General features: G+C 43.6%; 12 protein-coding genes. All 12 read left to right on the top strand.

The annotated features are described in order from the left end of the window. The first annotated feature begins 14 nt into the window (after positions 1-14). Complete coding sequence (locus tag B4Q04_RS19505; RefSeq protein WP_013994789.1) at positions 15-1,496, top strand: sulfatase-like hydrolase/transferase; 1,482 nt, start codon at positions 15-17, stop codon at positions 1,494-1,496. A gap of 39 nt (positions 1,497-1,535) precedes the next feature. Then, positions 1,536-3,179 carry a glycoside hydrolase family 172 protein gene (locus B4Q04_RS19500; protein ID WP_201723422.1) on the top strand — a complete coding sequence of 548 codons (1,644 nt, stop codon included), beginning with the start codon at positions 1,536-1,538 and terminating at the stop codon, positions 3,177-3,179. A 161-nt stretch (positions 3,180-3,340) separates the two neighbouring features. Continuing rightward, the gene (locus tag B4Q04_RS19495; protein ID WP_088697781.1) at positions 3,341-4,210 is read left to right on the top strand and encodes an AraC family transcriptional regulator; all 870 of its coding nucleotides are present in this window, start codon (positions 3,341-3,343) and stop codon (positions 4,208-4,210) included. Between the two features lie 520 nt (positions 4,211-4,730). Then, complete coding sequence (locus B4Q04_RS19490; RefSeq protein ID WP_201723421.1) at positions 4,731-6,539, top strand: alpha-L-fucosidase; 1,809 nt, start codon at positions 4,731-4,733, stop codon at positions 6,537-6,539. An 88-nt stretch (positions 6,540-6,627) separates the two neighbouring features. Further along, entirely contained in the window at positions 6,628-8,223 is a 1,596-nt protein-coding gene (locus tag B4Q04_RS19485; protein WP_161496089.1) for a sulfatase family protein, read from the top strand. A gap of 38 nt (positions 8,224-8,261) precedes the next feature. Next, on the top strand, positions 8,262-9,671 hold the full coding sequence (locus B4Q04_RS19480) for a sulfatase-like hydrolase/transferase (protein WP_088697779.1): 1,410 nt from the start codon (positions 8,262-8,264) through the stop codon (positions 9,669-9,671). Positions 9,672-10,039: 368 nt separating this feature from the next. Further along, the gene (locus B4Q04_RS19475; protein WP_201723420.1) at positions 10,040-13,183 is read left to right on the top strand and encodes a SusC/RagA family TonB-linked outer membrane protein; all 3,144 of its coding nucleotides are present in this window, start codon (positions 10,040-10,042) and stop codon (positions 13,181-13,183) included. A 16-nt stretch (positions 13,184-13,199) separates the two neighbouring features. Next, on the top strand, positions 13,200-14,705 hold the full coding sequence (locus B4Q04_RS19470) for a RagB/SusD family nutrient uptake outer membrane protein (RefSeq protein WP_013994796.1): 1,506 nt from the start codon (positions 13,200-13,202) through the stop codon (positions 14,703-14,705). A 77-nt stretch (positions 14,706-14,782) separates the two neighbouring features. Beyond that, positions 14,783-16,624 (top strand): arylsulfatase, encoded by a 1,842-nt coding sequence (locus tag B4Q04_RS19465; RefSeq protein ID WP_201723419.1) that lies wholly within the window; start codon positions 14,783-14,785, stop codon positions 16,622-16,624. Positions 16,625-16,828: 204 nt separating this feature from the next. Continuing rightward, positions 16,829-18,247: an alpha-L-fucosidase gene (locus tag B4Q04_RS19460; protein WP_161496088.1), complete on the top strand. Its 1,419-nt coding sequence runs from the start codon at positions 16,829-16,831 to the stop codon at positions 18,245-18,247. A 287-nt stretch (positions 18,248-18,534) separates the two neighbouring features. Beyond that, a complete protein-coding gene (locus B4Q04_RS19455) occupies positions 18,535-19,860 on the top strand; it encodes an L-fuconate dehydratase (protein WP_088697776.1) in 1,326 nt (441 codons plus the stop codon). 7 nt (positions 19,861-19,867) lie between these two features. Beyond that, positions 19,868-20,644, top strand: a complete 777-nt coding sequence (locus B4Q04_RS19450; protein WP_088697775.1) for an SDR family NAD(P)-dependent oxidoreductase — start codon at positions 19,868-19,870, stop codon at positions 20,642-20,644. Positions 20,645-20,653: the final 9 nt, after the last annotated feature.

The following is a 20,653-nucleotide window of genomic DNA, read 5'->3' as shown; positions in this document are numbered from 1 at the left end:
AAATAGAGTACAAGATGAAAATTTATAACAGGGGGTTCTTATGGGCTTTTTCAGTGATGATGGTTTTAGCATCCTGCAAAAGCGAGGAGAAAAAAACGGAAATTAAAAAACGACCGAACTTTCTTTTTGTTTTGGTGGATGACCAATCGCCTTATGACTTACAGGTGTACGATCCAAAGTCCATATTGGAAACCCCTGTTATTTCAAAATTGGCGTCGGAGGGTACGGTTATAGAAACCGCCCACCACATGGGCTCGATGAACGGTGCGGTATGCACACCCTCCAGACATATGATAATGACGGGACGTACCCTTTGGCATTTGCCACCTAGTGCGGAATTTCAAAAAAATACGGCTCCCCATGAATTGGACGAACAGACCATAGGGGCTATATTCAATAGGGCCGGCTATAACACTATGAGAACCTGTAAAAAAGGAAATTCATATCCTGGGGCCAATAAACAATTTACGGTAGTGCATGATGCCACAAAAAGAGGGGGCACGGAAGAAACCGGAAGCGCTTGGCACTCCAAGCAGGTTTTAGAGTATTTGGGGGATCGGGAGAAAACGAAGGAGGAAGATCCCTTTTTCATTTATTTTGGATTTTCCCATCCACATGATACCCGAGATGGTACGCCAGAGTTGTTGGCAAAGTACGGGGCGGTCAACCATACCGATAAGAATAGTCTTCCTCCCGCGAATGATAAGCAACCGCCGCTTCAGGACAATTATTTGGAAGCACATCCTTTTTTCCACGGACATCCGGAACTTCGTGATGAAGAACGCGTAAGTGGGGTTTGGAAGAATAGGGACGAGCAGACCGTTAGAAATGAATTGGGCAGGGAATATGCCTGTTCCGAAAATATCGATATCCAGCTGGGCAAGGTCCTCAAAAAGTTGGAAGCCATGGGCGAATTGGACAATACCTATATTGTTTATACTTCGGATCATGGAATGTCTATAGGAAGACACGGACTTATGGGCAAGCAAAACCTATACGAACATACATGGCGGGTACCTATGATCATCAAAGGACCCGGACTCCCATCGGGTAAGCGTACGAAGGGGAATGTCTATTTGTTGGATGTTTTACCTACCTTATGTGACCTGGCGGGAATTGAAATTCCTGAAACCGTAGAAGGAAGAAGCTTTAAGCCTGTTTTACAAGGTGAAAAAGAAACGGTTAGGGATGTGTTGTACGGTGTATACTGCGGAGGAACAAAACCCGGTATGCGTACCGTAAAGAAAGATGATTGGAAACTGATCAAGTACGATGTAATGGACGGAGCGGTACGGGAAACACAACTGTTTAACCTAGCCGAAAATCCGAATGAGTATTTAAAAGAACACCAAAAGGAAGGCGAAATGCTGACCAATTTGGCGGATAATCCTAAATATGCCGATAAGCTGGCGGAAATGGAAGCCTTGTTGCTGGCGGAAATGGAAGCCCACGAAGACCCGTATCGATTATGGGACCAACCCGGCAAGACCAAGTAACCCACTTTTAGAAAAATGGTAACGGCAGTTTTAAAAAATATGAAATCAACTCAAGCGATCCTGAGCATAGTGTTTACGCTATCGGTATTTACGGCCTTTGCCCAAACCGAAGATAAAGTTTCCATTGCATCTTTATTGAATGATATGGTCGATCGAGATGCTATAGCCCGCTTTCCAAAAACCAATTTTAGGTTAAAACAGGAAAGCAGCTATAACAGGGCCTCTAAAACTCCTGCGGATTCTGTAGGTTGGTTCACGAACAAGGATTTTAACAGCAGTGAAAAAGATCACAATTTTATTAGAATAATAGAAGAGAAAAACGGGAAAAAGGAATGGGTGTTGATGGATTATGAAGGACCCGGGGCCATTGTGCGTACCTGGATGCCCTTTTTGAGTCCGGATAAACCTGATACGGATATACAGATCAAAATATATTTAGATGGAAACCCTGAGCCTGTTTTACAAGGGAATATGTTGGGTTTGCTTGATGGAACCGGACTAATTCCATATCCCTTGGCCCATCAATCCTTACGGTCGGCAGTATCTTTTTTTCCGATTCCATTTGCGAAAGGTTGCAAAATCACTACAGATTCAAGACCGTTCTTTTACCAGTTTACCTATAGGGCCTACCGTGAAGGTACACAGGTAGAGACTTTTACAAAGGCAGGTTTTGATAAGGCCATGCCCACAGCTCAAAAGGTAGGTAAATTATTGTTGGATCCTGAAAACCATCATAAAGGAAAACAGGTGGTATTAAAATCGAAACTAGGTTCTAAAGAAGGGAAATCGGTAAAGCTCCCCATAGGAAATGCCGCAATCAGGGCGCTTAGTGTAAAATTAAAGGATTATAAAAACCCGGAAGTAATGCGCTCTGTGGTCTTAAAAATAGAGTTTGATGGAGAACAGACGGTTTGGTCTCCCATAGGGGATTTTTTTGGAAGTGGTATAGGGTTAAATCCTTTTCAGGGCTGGTATAGAACGGTAAGTGAAGATGGTACAATGACTTGCAGATGGGTTATGCCTTATCAAAAATCAGGAAAAATATCCGTGGTTAATTTTGGGGATGTCCCTATAGACCTGGTTTTAAAAGCCACCGTTGGCACATGGGAATGGGATGACCAAAGTATGTATTTCAACGCGGCGTGGCGAGGGCAATATCCCGTACCGACCCGTCCGTTTTCCGACTGGAACTACGTTACGCTTAAAGGCCGTGGTGTATATGTGGGGGATGCGCTAACGGTAATGAACCCTGTTGAAAGATGGTGGGGCGAAGGCGATGAAAAAATATGGGTCGATGGAGAGGATTTTCCGTCCATTTTTGGAACGGGAACCGAAGATTATTACGCCTATTCCTGGGGAGGAAGAAGCACCGATTTTTATGAGCACCCCTTTCATGCACAACCCCGAAGTTATGTGTACAATAAGTTGAACCGAAAAAAAACCAAGGAAAAAAACACTTTGGGCTATAGTACCGAAACTAGGACCCGTGCTCTTGATATTATGCCTTTTGAGACTTCATTGAAATTAGATATGGAAGTCTGGAGTTGGACGGATTGTGAAATGGGCTATGGTGTCGGGATGTATTGGTATGGCGATAAACAAACAACATCTAACCGGGCTCCGGACGAAAAGGAGGTTTTAAATGTACCTCCCTTGCCAAAAGGATTTCCTTCAAAACTGTAAAAAGTATATAATTGGTTCAAAAAGTAGCGTTTTCTTAGCCTATTTTTTTTCGTTTACTAGAGTACCAAGTAATGCGCATCATAAACTTTTGTGTTTCCGGGAGGCATCGGCGTTTAGGATAAAATGGAAAAAAGAGTGACTTTTTAATTCAATAGTGGTAGATGAAACTTCATTTATTAAATAGGGCATCTGTATCGGACCGGTCATTTTCGGTCAATCATAATCTGTACCCTAATTTCTTGAGGGTTTGGCATTATCATCCTGAGCTTGAATTGGTCGTAATTCTAAAAAGTTCGGGTACACGGTTTATTGGCGACAGTATCGAAAAATTTCAAGAAGGAGAGGTAGTGCTCATTGGCAAGAACGTTCCGCATATGTGGTTGAACGATGAGGTTTATTTTCAGCCCGATAGCGCCTTAGAGGCCGAAGCACTTGCCATACACTTCACAAGGGATTTTTTGGGAAAAGGGTTTTTCGATATTCCCGAAATGAAACAGATATCGGCCCTTCTGACCCGGGCGGATAGGGGTGTTAAGTTTAACGGACTGCATGAAGACCTTACAGCTAAAATTATGCGACTTATCGACTTAGACCCTACCACTCGTGTATATAAGATCATTGAAGTACTATCCCATCTGTCTAAGCACGATAACTATCAGTTGCTGTCGAGTGCCAGTTTTGTAAATGCTTTTCAAAAGGCCGATGATTCACGTATGGACAAAATATATGCCTATGTATTCGAGAATTTCAATGATGGGATCAGTGCCAGTGATGTAGCCGAAATGATAGGTATGAACAAATCGGCTTTTAGTAGGTTCTTTATGAAGGCCCATAAAAAGCCTTTTACCCGATATCTGAATGAAATAAAGGTAGGCTATGCTTGTAGGTTGCTTTTGGAAAATAAAGAGAGCATCACCTCCATTGCCTACTTATCCGGGTTTAATAATATCTCCAACTTTAATAGACAGTTTAAGGTTATTCATGGCCTAGCACCTTCCGCGTATTTGAAATATCACTCCTCTAACGACTAGAATTGGTCTTTTTGGGCAAAAAAAGTATTGAATCTGGTATTTTTTTTGGTAGTCGACCACGGCCTAGATGATTAGTTTTAACCGTGTTGAAATATTGATAAAAATTATTCTGATTGTTTGGGTTATTCTGATAGTTTAAGGGTTTAATTGTGTATTTCTTAGTCGTAAGCCATTTATCTTAGATTTTACTCGAAATCAAGAACTAAACCTATTGTTGCGATTAGGAGGGATGATAAATATATTCTATTTCAAAATCTAAAAAAATCGGGTGGGTCGATGGGTATAGTTCCAATCTGGTCGTAAGGTGTTCTTTAGTGAGGCTTTTGCTTTTTGACCGTGTATTCATCTGGTTACCCGATGCCAATAAAACAATTTGAGCAAGCTTCCTGATGAAGCGCTTACTCATAAGGAACACCATCAATTCAGAAGTCAGAACGTATAGCTTGCCTATATGGAAAGTCGATAGTAATCGCCCATAATAGATGCCATAATTAGTCGAATTCAAATTAAAGTCGAGATCATGAAACTTAAGAAGAACAGCGTAAATGTAATATCGATACTCCTGGTCACCTTCCTTTTACAAAGTGGTTCCTTGTTCGGGCAAAAAAAGGAAAAGAATATGGACGAGATGTGGGGGCATCAAAATTCATTGGGAGCAAACGCCCCTGAATCTCGAACGCGCTTATTTGATGACGGTAATTATGCCATGTTCATCCACTGGGGCATCTATTCGAAGATTGCGAATACGTGGAAAGACAGCACCTACTATGGTATTAGCGAATGGATAATGAACCCCAGACGCGCCAATATTCCGGTAGACGAGTATATGGCCGAGGCAAAAAGCTTTGATCCGGTAAATTTTGACGCCATGGCCATTGCCCGGCTCGCCAAGGATGCGGGAATGAAATATATCGTGGTAACCAGCAAACACCACGACGGTTTTGCCATGTACAATTCAAAAAGCAACGACTTCAATATCGTAAAGGCCACGCCTTTTGCCAGAGATCCCATGAAGGAACTGTCAAAGGCCTGCAAGGAACTGGGGCTGGGTTTTGGCTTTTACTATTCGCACAATCAAGATTGGACCTTTCCCGGGGGCAATGGGGGACCCAAGGTGAACGAAAAAGGTAAAGAGGTCGGGTTCGATTACTACTTCAAGAAAAAATGCCTTCCACAGGTCAAGGAAATCGTAACCCAATATGGCGATATCGCCATGGTCTGGTTCGATACGCCCGGCAATATGGAGAAAAAATATGTGGAAGAATTGGTAGAGGTCGTGCGCAAGCACCAACCCAATGCCATGATTTCAGGACGGGCAGGCCATGGTTTGGGCGATTATAAGTCTTTGGGCGATATGAACATCCCCAGAAAAAATATTGGTGGACTTTGGGAAACCGTAGACGTTACCAACGATTCTTGGGGCTATGCTTGGTACGACCAAAATTGGAAAAGTCCAAAGCGGATTTTAAAGAGCATCATTTCTACCGTGGCCCGTGGAGGGACTTATATGTTAAACGTAGGGCCGGCACCGGACGGAACAATTCCAGTAGAGGCCCAAGAGTCACTTAGGGCTTCGGGGGAATGGATAGGAAAATATCCCCAGGTGGTCTATAAAACAGGGGCTTCGCCATGGGGCCATGCCCTGCCATGGGGCGATGTAACCGTAGCGGAAGATGGCAAATTGAACCTTTGTGTTTACCAATGGCCCTTAGATGGCAAATTATGGCTTCCGGGGTTAAAGAATACGGTTAAGTCTGCCGATTTATGGGTGGATGGGAAAGGTCAAAAACTGGAAACCGAAACTCATGATGGTTGGCTGGCCATTTCTCTACCGGCACGACGAAGCGAAAAATTAATATCGGTTATAGCGCTAGAAATAGAGGGAAGCCCCGAAGTGGCCGTTTCCAATGCCTTAGATCCTGTTTTCTCCACGGTGCTCCCGGTTGACTTTGCTAAAGCGGAGGGATGTGCCATTTCCGAGAAAAGATGGATGGAGAAATTTGGGGAATGGAAGCATATCGAACAGGCCCAAGATTGGAAGGAAGGAAGTAAAGTGACTTGGGAGATAGAGGTGAAAGACCCAGGCTATTATCAAACCGAACTGAATTATGCAGGTGAAGGCCGCTTGGTTTGGAACATTACTTCAGACGAGGGAGTGGTCGTCCAGAACCAGCAGAATTCTTCGGCGGTATATAATTACTACGAAATGGGACTCATAAAGTTTGACAAGGCCGGAAAGCATACCATAACGGTTTCTTTGGTAGATGGGAAAAGGAAGAACGCAAGTCTAAAAGAAATACGATTGACACCGGAAGGAAGTATGGAGTAAGACTCGATTGTACCCTCTTCATACCCTATATTTAAAATGGGCAGAGGGTTATAAAGGAAGAATCAAAAAACTCATGAAACGGTCGATAATGAATATATCAAAACACAAAACCTTCGGAATTTTATTGTTGTTGTTTTCAATGATCGCGGGGGCACAAAACATCCAAAAACCCAATATCGTCATAATTTATACCGATGACCAAGGGTATGGGGATGTAAGTGCCCTTAACCCCAATGCTAAATTCAATACGCCCAATATGGATAAATTGGCCAATGAGGGCATCGTTTTTACCGATGGGCATAGCAGTGATGCGGTTTGCTCACCGTCTAGGTACTCGCTCTTAACCGGGCGCTATAGCTGGCGAACTTCCCTGAAAAAAGGAGTCTTGGGGGCCGACGGGCCTTGTTTAATAGAAAATGACAGGATGACCATAGCTTCCCTGCTCCAAGAAAACGGCTATACAACCGCCATGATAGGAAAGTGGCATCTTCAAATGGAATTTGAAGGAAGCCTGGGGAAAGACCGTGATTGGTCAAAGCCTTTTACAGATGGTCCAATAGAGAAGGGATTTGATTATTTCTTCGGTATTCCCGCCTCTATGAATTACGGGGTGTTGACGTATTTGGAGAATGATAGGGTCTTGGATCCACCTGTCTTATGGACCAAAAAGAAGGCCGACAAAAGACCAAGGGCATTTAGCGATAGTATTAATCCGAAAGGGTATCGAATGACACCGCCCTATAGAAGCACCCGCATAGAAGGCACAGGGGGATGGGTAGAAGTGGCGCCCTCGTTTAACGATGAATTGGTCTTAAAAACATTTGCTGATAAAGCGGTTGATTATATTGGCGAATCTGCAACGGAGGCCAAAACCGGCAAGCCGTTCTTTTTATACCTGCCATTGACGAGTCCGCATTTACCGCATTGCACGCATCCCGATTTTCAAGGGCGGAGTAACTGTGGCAATTACGGTGATTTTATGGAAGAAACCGATTATAGGGTCGGTCAGGTACTTGAGGCCTTAAAGGCGAACGGAATAGAGGACAATACCTTGGTGATATTTTCTTCGGATAACGGAGCGGAAACCAACTACGTTTATCAGCGAGAAAAATACGGGCACTATAGCAGCCTCAACTTTAAAGGAGGTAAACGAGATATCTATGAAGGAGGCCATCGGGTTCCTTTTCTTATGCGTTGGCCCAACGGAATACAGGCAGGGACAAAATCAGATGTACCCGTTTGCCAGACCGATTACCTGGCTACCATTGCCGATATTATTGGAGTGGAACTTCCCGATAATGCTGGGGAGGACAGTTATAGTTTATGGCCCATTCTAAAAGGGGAAGACTATGACAGCTCGTTAAGAGGGCCGGTAATCCACCATTCGGTATCGGGCCATTTTGCCATTCGCGACGGAAAATGGAAACTGAATATGTTTCGAGGCTCCGGGGGTTCTTTAGAACCTAGAGCCATTGAACCCAAAGAAGGTGAAGCCATATACGAATTATACAATATGGAAAAAGACCCAGGAGAGACCACAAATCTTTATTTTGATTATCCCGACGTAGTAAAAAGGCTTACCCAGAAAATTACCAAAATCATTGAAGAGGGTAGAACTACACCCGGTAAGCCCCAACCCTATGTAAAAGAAGGGTGGAATATGCCCGATTGGACGAAGTCGTAATTCACCATAGAGCGAATAAAAATAAATAAGACGCAAAAATGAAACTAAGAATACAACTCTTGCTTTTTAGCTCCTTCATATTCTTTTCCTGTGGCGAAAAACAAGAAGCTAAGAAGGAAATAGCGGTTGAACAAGATACCCGACCCAACATCATATTCGTTTTTGCGGATGATTGGGGCTACGGCGACCTGGGTGTTCATGGTAGTACCTTTTGTAAAACCCCCAACCTTGATAAAATGGCTGTGGAGGGCATCGATTTTCAGAATTTCTCTGTGGTAAACCCGGTTTGTTCGCCCAGTAGGGTCGGGGTTATGACGGGCCAGTTTCCGGCGCGCCAAAGTGTACACGGGCATTTCGCATCCGTAGAATCCCATATGCAAAGAGGTATGCCCGACTGGTTAAATCCCCAGGCCCCCTTGCTTCCAAAAATGCTAAAAGAAGCGGGTTATGCCACGGCCCACTTTGGAAAATGGCACCTTTCCAATACCCATGTTGAAGATGCGCCCAGTCCACTGGAATATGGCTATGACGAATATGGGGCGTTTAACCTGCCGAGTAAGCTGCATCAAATGCAGGCCGACTCAACGCTGTATAAAACGATTGATTTTGTAAAACGGAACAAGGAGAAGCCGTTTTTTGTAAACGCTTGGATCCACGCCACACATACCCCGCATTATCCTAAGGAAAAGTATATGCGGCAATTTGCCCATCTAAATGAGCAGCAACAGGTTTATGCGGCTGTGATCGCCGAATATGATGCCCGTATCGGTGAGTTGTTCGAAACTTTGAAAAACTTGGGCTTGGATGAAAATACCTTGGTCGTTTTCTCTTCGGATAACGGACCCGAAATTACAGGGAAAAAGAAAATTATAGAAGACAATTCCACGGGCCCTGGTATGGGCACCTATTATTCCGTAGGTGAAACAGCAGGACTCAAGGGGGAAAAACGGTCTTTGTTCGCAGGCGGGGTGCGTATTCCCTTTCTAGTGCGTTGGCCGGGTAAAACGCCTGCCGGCGTAGTCGATAAAACTACCGAATTGGCTACGGTCGACTTATTGCCTACCTTTTTGGAGTTGGCAAAAACTACCTATCCCGAAAATTATGAGCCTGATGGGGTAAGTATCGTCCCGGCTATTATGGGAAAACCTTTTGAGCGGCAAAAACCGATTTTTTGGGATTGGCGTTTTCCGAATGACCGACCCGATTTTTGGCCAAGTGCAGGGGTGCAAGAGGGAAATTGGAAGTTGCTGGCAAACGAAGAATTAGGAAGGGTGGAGCTTTATGATATTACGTCCGATTGGGCGGAGCAGAAAGATATGTCCGCTGAAAATCCCCAAAAAGTAAAGGAACTAATGCAAAAGTTCAAAACGTTTAAAAAGTCCTTGCCTATAGACCCGCCTTCAACTTGCTTTTCGGAAGTGAGGAGTAGGCTTACTTCTGAAGATTAAGAACGAATCAAGAGTACTCCGGAAAAGGAGCATTTTTTTACGGGAGTCCTTTCCCTTTAAGAATAAACTAGTATAAAATGCAAGGGTTTTTAAGACTGTTCTAATGGAAATACAGGCATTGCAAGTTTAGGTGTAAAAATCATCTATATAAACGATGGATAGGGCTATAATTGCAAAAAAAGTATTGAATCTGGTATTTTTTTGGGTAGTGTGTTGATTTTCATATTCTTAGTTTTGGCTATGTCGTTTTGTTGAAATGATATTATTCAGTTTCTATTTATGACGATATGTGGCCTTTGAAGCGTCATTTGTACGGTATATCTAATCTTGAAGGCCCGACTACTCAAACTAATTTAATTACTAGGAAAATGAAAAAACGGAAAACCAAAATCTATCCTTTTCGGATAGCCCACAAGGAGCTTCTTAAGGTCTGCTTCTGTGCATTCCTGATGCCGACATTTCTGCCGGAAGTACATGCGAGTACGATTCCTATAGGTTCAGGACCGAATTTTGAAACGGTACAACAGCAAATTAAAGGTGCTGTATTGGATAATGCGGGAATACCTCTCGCAGGAGTAAATGTGTTGCTTGAGGGAAGTACAACGGGAACACAGACCGATTTTGACGGAAACTACACCATTACGGCGAGTTCCGGCGATGTATTGGTCTTTTCATATATAGGGATGAAAACGCAATATATTACGGTTGGGGCCTCAGGCACTATAAACGTAACCATGGAGGAAGACGCCGCCAGCCTTGATGAGGTGGTTGTAATTGGCTACGGTACCCAAAAGAAAAGTGATTTGACCGGGGCCGTTGGTTCTGTGTCGTCAGCGGAATTGCAAGAGCGTCCGGCCGCTTCCCTTACCCAATCCCTATCGGGTAAGATGCCAGGTGTGAGCGTATCCATTAACTCGGGTAGGCCGGGAGGAAAATCCAATATCAGGATTAGGGGAAATTCTTCGGTTAGCCTTTCCAATGATCCTTTGTACGTAGTTGATGGTATTATATTGGTCTCATCGGGATTGGGCAATAACAGCTCTCCCATAGATTACATTAACCCTAACGATATTGCTTCCATTGAAGTTCTAAAAGATGCTTCGGCAACGGCAATTTATGGTTCTCGAGGGGCTAACGGGGTTATTTTGGTCTCTACCAAAAGAGGAAGTCGATCTGGAGGAAAAATCAGTTATGACAGTTACTACAGTATAGGAAACCTTTCTAGAAAAGTAGACGTGCTGAACTCGGAACAATTTTTAATGATCGAGGAGGTCGCCTATCAGAATGCGGAAAAATACGATGCCGTAGGCTTTGCCAATGGTAAGTATACCGACCCGGCCTTAAAAAGAAACGACCCGAAACTTTTTGATGCCAATGGCAATCCCCTTTACGATACCGATTGGCAAGATGAGGTAACCCGGGCAGCCTTCACCCAGAACCACCAACTGTCATTTACGGGAGGAACCGAGAAAGGTAGTTACGGTGCCTTCCTTGGTTATATGGACGAAGAAGGCATCATGAAAGATTCTTGGCTAAAACGGTATTCCGGTCGATTTGTCTTCGATTCCAATATTAGGGATTGGCTCAAAGTCGGCGGTAGTCTTAGTTATAACAATCAAAAGGAAAGAATTATTCACGCCTCATGGGTCGGTAGAAATATGATTGAAAATATTCCTATCGTACCGGTAAAATATCCAGATGGTAGCTGGGCCAGTAATGCCGATTATCCAGGAATGGAAGGAGGTCCGAACCCGGTTAGGGTAGGTGAGGAGTACAAGAATTTCTTGCGCACCAATACCATATTAGGAAACATATTCGCCAATATCACCTTGGCAAAGGGACTGGATTTTAGAACTTCCATAGGTGTAAATAACGTAGAGCAAAAAACCGATGAATATGCGGGCCGTGAACTAAGTTTTATTGGAACGAATACAAACGGTTACGCAGAAAGATCAGCTAATGAATATACTTCATGGCAATTTGAAAATTACCTGACTTATAACAAGGAAATTGCTGATACCCATTCCATCACCGGTTTGTTGGGGATATCATGGCAACATATAAATAACACGGCATTTAGTGCCCGAGCCGAAAATTTCTCGGATGACTTTTTTAGCTTCGATAATTTAGGCGCGGGATCAGTGGTCGGCAATCCGACTTCAAGTGCTTTCGCCTATGGGCTGAATTCTTATTTCGGACGGATCAATTATGGTCTTCAAAATAAGTATCTCTTGACGGTCACGGGCCGGGTAGATGGATCGTCTAAATTCGGGGATACCAATAAATACGCCTTCTTTCCTTCAGCGGCCTTGGCCTGGAAAGTTTCCGAAGAGAATTTCTTGAAAGAATCTAAAACGATATCCAACCTTAAATTAAGGGCAAGTTATGGGGTTACCGGTAACTCAGAAATACCTGCATACGGAGCATTACCTGGCTTAGGGAACTATGCCTATGTGGTGAATAACTCGGTAGTGAACGGTATTGGTATCGACCGTTTGGCCAATCCTGATTTGAAATGGGAAAAAACAAACCAAGTTGATGCCGGAATCGAAGTTGGCCTGTTTGATGGAAGAATTTCCTTTGAGGCGGATATCTACCGTAAGTTGACCGAAGATATGCTCTTGAATTCACCTGTACCCACCAGTAGTGGTTATGCCTCTGTATTTCGAAATATTGGGAGTATGGAAAATAAGGGGATTGAATTTTCTTTGAGTACTCGGAATATCGCAACCGATAATTTTTCATGGGACACCGATTTCAACATCGCCATGAATAAAAATGAGGTAGTTGCGCTTTCGGGTGGAAGCGATATTTTTTCTAGTCGGACCATCATTCGCGAAGGGGAGGCCGTTGGTTCTTTCTTTGGCCTGGTCAATCTCGGTACATGGGGAAGTGATGAAGCCGAAGAAGCGGCAAAATACTTCAGGCTTCCTGGAGATGTCAAAATAGAGGATAGAAATAATGACGGGGTTATCAACCAAGCCGATAGGACCATTATCGGAAAAGGGATTCCCGATGGTTACGGAAGTTTGATCAACACCTTCCGTTACAAGAATTTTGAACTGTTGGTCGATCTACAGTTTCAGTACGGTAATGATATTATGTACATCACTACCCGTCCACAAGAAAACAGACAGGGTATAGCCAACAGTCTTGCTACGGTATTGGAAGCATGGACGCCTGAAAATCAGGATACGGAAATTGCTCAGTGGAGACCTGTATCTGCCGGTTATGATAATTTAGATACCTCCCACATGATCCAAGATGGGTCTTTCATTAGGGGGAGAAACCTGTTGTTGGGCTATAATTTCTCACCGGATATTTCTGAAAAATTAAAGCTGAGCAGGTTGAAGATATACACATCGGCACAAAACTTTTTTGTAAGCACAAAATACGAAGGTTATGATCCAGAAGTGCAAACCACTGATAACACTTTTGGACAAGGAGAGGTAAACTTTGATCAATACCCAAAGCCTCGGGTATTTATGATCGGATTGAACGCAACTTTCTAAACAAAAATAGACAAACATGAAAAATAGTATAAAAAACAGAATTCAAGTAGCGCTGATGGGGCTCTTGCTAGGTACGGGAGTAGGGTGTTCCGACTTTCTTGATGAAACCGACCCTTCCAATATTACCGCTGATAGTTATTTTAAGACTGCGGAGCATGCAGAATCTGCCGTGTATTCTATTTATTCCAATTTGAGGGAAGTACGCGGGGGATCCTACGGAGGTAGTCCTTGGCTCATGTTGGAATTTGCTACAGGTTTGGCCGATAGCGATTTAGGGCAGGCCGATAACAGCAATATCATCCGAAACTTGACCAATACTTCGGATAATGCATATGGCAAGGTATACTGGGACAGCAGCTATAAAGGTATAGCCAATGCCAACTTGGCGATTGCGAACATTCCTGATATTGCTATGGATGAAGGCAAAAAAAATCAAATATTGGGGGAAGCCCGGTTTCTAAGGGCCTATTACTATTATAATCTCGTCCGGATTTTCGGTAGCGTTCCTTTAATTACCGACCCGATCGATCTAAGTTCGGAAAACTTGTATTCCTCCCAAGAAACAGTGGAGAATATTTATGCGGTAATCGTAGAAGATTTGACTACTGCAGAGGCGTCGGGCCTCCCGTTTAACGATGGTACGGGAAAGGTGACCCTTGGGGCGATCAAATCATTATTGTCCAGTGTATACCTGACCATGGCGGGCTACCCCTTGCAAAAGGGAGACGAGTACTATAAAAAAGCCGCGGACAAGGCCAAGGAAGTAATCGATTCGGCCGAATATAGCTTGTTCCCTACCTATGCCGATTTACATGACCCAGAGCAAAACAATATAGGCGAGAACATCTTTATGGTTCAATACGAGGCCTTTGTAGATCCTTCCGATTGGCAACCCTTGGTCATACCGTATAACATGAATATTTCGGCTTACTCGGAACAAACGGGAGCCATTTATGCCAATCAAGATTTTGTGAATTCGTATGACGAGAACGATAAAAGGATTGCGGAAAAGGAATTTTACTACACCACCTATACCTCTAAATTCGATAGGGATGAGACCATAGTCTTGGGAGGCCATTTTCTCTATAAGCATTTTGATATCGTGGCCAATCTTGAAACGGCCAGTAGCGATCTAAATTGGGACCTGATCCGCTATGCCGAGGTGCTGCTAATTTATGCCGAGGCATCGAACGAGGTTTCAGGACCCACCACGGCGGCATATAATGCCGTAAACGAAATTAGGACCAGGGCGGAATTGCCTAATCTGGAAGGACTTAGCAAAGACCAGTTTCGGGAAGCGGTTTGGAAGGAAAAATGGCATGAGCTTAGTTATGAGAACGTTACTTGGTTCGACATGGTCAGGTTAAGAAAGGCGTTTAATGTCTCAACAGGGAGTTTTGAGGATTTTGTTGGGCATCAATTTGCTTACGGCCCAACATTGACGGAACGCGAATTGTTATTTCCCATTCCTACCGATGAACTACGTAACAATGTGAACTTGGTCCAAAATCCGGGCTATTAATGTCCCCTTTTTTCAAATAGTTATGCTGTTAGTACATAGGAATAGAAAATAATTTTTAGATATATAAAGCAATGCAAATGAATTTTAAAATGGTAACCAGCGGTAAGGAGATCGTATGTGGTAACAATCGGAAACTTGCCGTAAAAAGTCTTTCAATGTTTATGGTATGGGTCTGTGCGTCGGCATTTGTCATGCGGGCGCAAAGTACAGCCAAAGAAAAACCGAACGTAATCGTAGTGATTACCGATGACCAGGGTATGGGCGATTTGGGATGTTATGGAAATCCCTATATCAAAACCCCGAATATTGACACCTTTTATAAAGATGCGGTGCGGTTTACCAATTATCACGTATCCACTACCTGCGCGCCTAGTAGAGGGGCCATAATGAGCGGGCGACATACCAATCGACTCAATGTTTTTCATACGATTACAGGGCGTTCCATTCTTTTTGAAGACGAAGTAATACTACCGCAGATTTTTGCCCAAAACGGATATACCAATGGTATGTTCGGTAAGTGGCATTTGGGGGATAATTATCCCTACCGTCCTGAAGACCGAGGGTTTCATGAGGTGGTCCGTCATGGGGGCGGGGGAATTACCCAAGGCCCCGATTATTGGAACAACGACTATTTTGATGATACCTATTGGCACAATGGTAAAACCGAAAAATACAAGGGCTACTGTACCGATGTGTTCTTTTCGGAGGCATTGGACTTCATAGAGACCAACAAGGATAAGCCTTTCTTTTGCTACATCGCTACCAATGCTCCCCATGGGCCTTTGAACGTACCTAAAAAGTACATGGATATGTATAAAGGGGTAGACGGACTGGCAGAGAAGTTTCAACGGTTCTACGGAATGATTACCAATATAGATGACAATTTCAAGCTTCTGGAAGATAAGTTGGAGGCTTTGGATATTGCCGACAACACCATTCTAATTTTTACAACGGACAATGGTACCGCTGGAGGAAATAAGGTTTTTGACGCGGGTTTAAAAGGAGGGAAGGGTAGTGAGTACGAAGGTGGACACCGGGTTCCATTACTTATCCGATGGCCCAATGGAGAACTTACCGGAGGTAAGGATATAAATAAATTGGTCGCACATTACGACCTATTGCCTACGTTCGTAGACCTTTTAGGTTTTGATTTTAATCCGGTGAAGCCCTTGGATGGTACAAGTCTAAAGCCTTTGCTCTACGATCAAGCCGAGGAATGGCCGAATAGGATTTTATATATGGATACCCAACGCTTACAGAACCTCGTAAAATACAGAAAATACTCCGTTATGGACGATAACTGGCGCCTGGTAAACGGAACCGAGCTGTATGATATGAATAAAGACCGTAGCCAGACCACAAATGTATTCGATAGGCATCCCGAAGTGGCGGAAAGATTGGCCGTGGGTTATGAAAAATGGTGGCAGTCCATTATGGATGAAAACGTCAATGAACGTTATGCCTATATTAAAGTGGGCTCGCCCGAAGAAAACCCTAGCCGCATTTCCTCACATGATATGATGACGGGTAAATTCGGACATATGTGGCATCAATACGGTGCAACGAACGCCTCGCAGGCCACGGGAAACTGGAAAATTGAATTCGTAGAAGATGGCGATTACAAAATTAGCCTGTGCCGTTTCCCAAGGGAAAGTGGCTTGGCCATCAACGAAACTTTCCCAGTGGAAAAACAGAGGGTTGAACTAGAAAGGGCTATGCCGGCAAGTACAAAGTCCGATTTTGAAGAGGCCTATATCTACCTAGCCGATTTGGAAAAGACGGCTAAAATTGAAAAGGGCCAGAAAGAAGTGTCCTTTATCGCCAAGGTTTCTGCCGGTAAATACGATATGGAAGCCCAGTTGATCGATAAAGACAAAAGGGTGCACCCGGCCTATTACGTCTATATTGAAAAGCTGTAGCCGATTGAAATTTAAAAAGCATCAATAATAACTGCAAATTTAGGCCCTTGGAACTATGGTTCTAAGGGCTTTCAATGGCATATAGGGCCGAAATACAAGGCAACAAAAATGGTTAAAAAAAAGAACTTCAAAATCGACTTCCCTATGGTAACGCTGGTAAAAGGATGCTGTTTACTTTTTCTTCTTTCGGTAAATTTAACTTTGATGGCACAAGAGGCCCCGGATCCCTATGCGGAAACGGTAGATAAAATTACGAATGAAACACTTTCTCCTATTCCTATAGATTCAGAAACGATTAATGTGCTTTCGGCAGGGAGTGCATTAAAAAGTAAAAACATGCAGCCCAAGGTATTGAATTTTATGTTCCTATGGGTAGAATCAACTGCCGTAGGGGAGCACTCCTTGTCTTGGGAAGTGCAGGCAGCTACATCGGGAGTGTATTCGGTCACTGCGGAAATATTGGGCAAATATGCTACCATAGAGCTCCTGTGTAACGGAGAAAAAAGAAATGTAAAAGTACAGTCGGAAGACTGGAGTAGGCTAGATTTAGGGAGTGTTCAACTTAAAAAAGGAAGTAACACGATCGAGTTGGCGATCCAGTCAAAAGAAACGATCAAAATTTCAGCCTTGGAGCTGACAAGGCCAAGTGTTGCACAAGGAATAATGGATGAGGCTTTATCCGTAAGGCAAGACCCCGATTGGTTTAAGGATGCCGGATACGGACTTATGTTTCAATGGACCAATAGGGCAACACCTAAAGAAGGGGATAGCATCAAGGATTGGGAGAAAAAAATAAACGATTTTGATGTGCAAGAGTTTGTCGATATGGTAGAGGAAACCGGGGCGGCGTATGTGATTTGGTCGATTACCTGGGGACAGCAGTATATTTCTGCACCCATAGCCTCTTTGGATAAATTGATTGAAGGCCGTACTACAAAACGCGATTTGCTCGGGGAAATGGCCGACCAACTTTATGCCAAAAACATTAAACTGATTTTCTATTACCACTATGGTTATGACTGCTATCATTCCACAGACCCTGAATGGTTAAACCATGCCGGAGGTTATGAAGCGGATAAAAGTCGATTGTATAAAAACGTAAACGACATTATCGCGGAAGTAGGCAATAGGTATGGTGATAAATTGAACGGATGGTTTTTTGACGGGGGGCAACGCTATTACGATTCCCGTTTTGACGGTACCCAGGAAGGCGTGCTGAGCGCGTCGTTTAAAGAAATGAGCCAAGCGGCCAGAAAGGGCAACGAAGAAAGGGTATTGACCTATAATTCTTGGATTTTACCTAGGGTAACCGAGTATCAAGATTATTATTCGGGGGAAGGACTACAACAGTTTGAAAATTTAGATGAAGGTAGCTTTGTCGATGGTAAGCACAAAGGCCTTATGGCCCACACTTGTTTTCCGCTAGAGGAAAGATGGGGGCATATAGACTTTAATACGCCCATCAAAAAATCAAAATATTCGGTGGAAGAACTTCGTGGCTATGTTAAAAATGCACAACACAATAGATACCCGCTCTCCATTAATTTAGAAATGTATGAAGATGGTTCCGTATCAAGTGAATCGTTGAAGTTGTTAAAAGAACTTCGGAAAGTAGTTCGGTAGTTCAAGTGTAAGGAAATAAGGGGGTAGAGAAAAGCGTAAATGCTTGTAGTAGCTTTTCTTTTACTGCTTTTCCAAATAAAAGTTTCCTTTTTAGTTTGAATGCGGCTTGCTCAAAAGGGTGATTTTAAAGTTTTTAGGAACCTTTCTTTAATCTACTTTTATGGTTGTTTGATGTCTTAATTGCAAGTGAAATCCATTTTTGGGCAAAAAAAGTATCACTTTAGGTAGATTATAAGGTGGTTTTCAAAAACATGAGCGTTTAATTTTGCGCTGTTAATATAGAATTTATGTCAAAGAAGATAACAATTACGGGGGTCGAAATCAAAGATGTCCGTTTTCCAACGAGTAAGTCCCTAGATGGTTCCGATGCGATGAACCCCGACCCCGATTATTCGGCCGCCTATGTTATATTGAAGACCGATTCGGAAGACGGTTTGGAGGGGCACGGTCTTACCTTTACCATCGGTAGGGGCAATGAACTGTGTGCCGCGGCCATTCAATCCTTGTCGCCCTTGGTGATCGGTAAGACCCTCGAGAGCTTTACGGCCGATATGGGTGCCTTTTGGAAAATGATTACGGGCGATAGCCAATTGAGATGGCTCGGGCCGGAAAAAGGGGTCATACATTTGGCTACCGGAGCCGTGGTCAATGCCGTATGGGATCTATACGCCAAGGCGGAAGGGAAGCCCTTGTGGAAATTGTTGGCCGACATGACTCCCGAAGAGTTGGTTCGTTGCGTTGATTTTACCTATATAACCGATGCGGTCACGCCAGAAGAGGCCTTGGCCATGCTAAAGAAAAATGAAGGAACAAAGCAAGAACGTATAGCCCGTTTGAAAGCGTCGGGTTATCCCGCCTATACTACTTCTGCAGGATGGCTGGGCTATTCCGATGATAAGATGCGTAGGCTTTGTCGGGAAGCAAAGGCAGCAGGTTTCGACCATATGAAAATCAAGGTCGGTTCGGATTTGCAAGATGATATGCGCCGTGCGGCCATCATTCGTGAAGAAATTGGGAGCGAGCTACGGTTAATGATGGATGCCAACCAAAAATGGGATGTGGACGAAGCTATCGAAAATATGGCCGAACTGAAAAAATTCGACCCATATTGGATTGAAGAACCTACAAGTCCTGATGATATTTTAGGGCATGCCAAGATAGCCAAGGCGGTAGCGCCTATTAAAGTGGCTACGGGCGAGCACTGTCAGAACAGGGTGATGTTCAAGCAATTGATGCAGGCCAATGCCATAGGAATATGCCAGATAGATAGCTGTAGGGTAGGGGGCGTCAATGAAATATTGGCCATCCTTTTCATGGCGGCTAAATTCAATATTCCGGTTTGCCCGCATGCAGGGGGAGTCGGACTCTGTGAATATGTACAGCATTTGTCAATGATCGACTATATTGCCATAAGCGGTTCCTTGGAAAATCGTATTATTGAATTTGTAGACCATTTGCACGAACATTTTTTTGATCCTGTAGTTATCAAAAATGGGGCGTATATGCCACCTAGCATGGCTGGTTATAGTATTACTATGAAACCCGGATCCTTGGCGGAGTACAGCTTTCCGAACGGGAGTTATTGGGAAAAGGAATTAAGCACAACATTATAAAATACCTATGAAATTTAGTTTAAAGGATAAATCGGCAGTGGTTACCGGTGGCGGTAGCGGTATAGGCAGGGCCATTTGCTTGGCCCTTGCCGAACAAGGTGCTATTCTTCATATTTTGGAGATGAACCAAGAAAATGCAAAGGAAACCGCAACACTTATTGAAGATATGGGCGGTATGGCCTATACCTATAGCTGCAATGTGGCGGCCCAGAAAGAGGTAGTTGCCGCATTTGAGGCCATAACGGCAGAAAGCCCCATAGATATTCTGATCAATAATGCGGGTATTGCCCATATCGGAAACTTAGAAAACTGTAAGGAAGAAGATTTGGATCGCTTGTACGATGTAAATATCAAAGGGGTGTACAATTGTATGTATGCCGGTATTGATTCATTAAAGAAGACCAAAGGGGTAATCATCAATATGGCCTCTATAGCTTCATCGGTAGGGATCAACGATAGGTTTGCCTATTCCATGACCAAGGGCGCGGTATTGACCATGACGTATTCCGTGGCCAAAGACTATTTAAATGATGGCATTAGGTGTAACTGTATTTCCCCAGGTAGGGTACACACGCCTTTTGTGGATGGATTTATTAATAAGAATTACCCCGGTCGGGAAAAGGAAATTTTTGAAAAGCTCTCTAAAACCCAGCCTATTGGTAGAATGGGGAGACCTGAGGAGGTCGCCAATTTAGCCGTATACCTTTGCTCGGAAGAGGCTTCGTTTATTACGGGAACTAATTTCCCAATAGATGGGGGATTTGTTACCTTAAACGGTTCGTAGTAAAAACGG

Origin of the sequence: Zobellia sp. OII3, assembly GCF_002211465.1 — a bacterium.
Taxonomy (GTDB): domain Bacteria; phylum Bacteroidota; class Bacteroidia; order Flavobacteriales; family Flavobacteriaceae; genus Zobellia; species Zobellia galactanivorans.
Note: the sequence above shows the minus strand (reverse complement) of the source record. Positions and strands in the feature narration are given on the sequence as shown.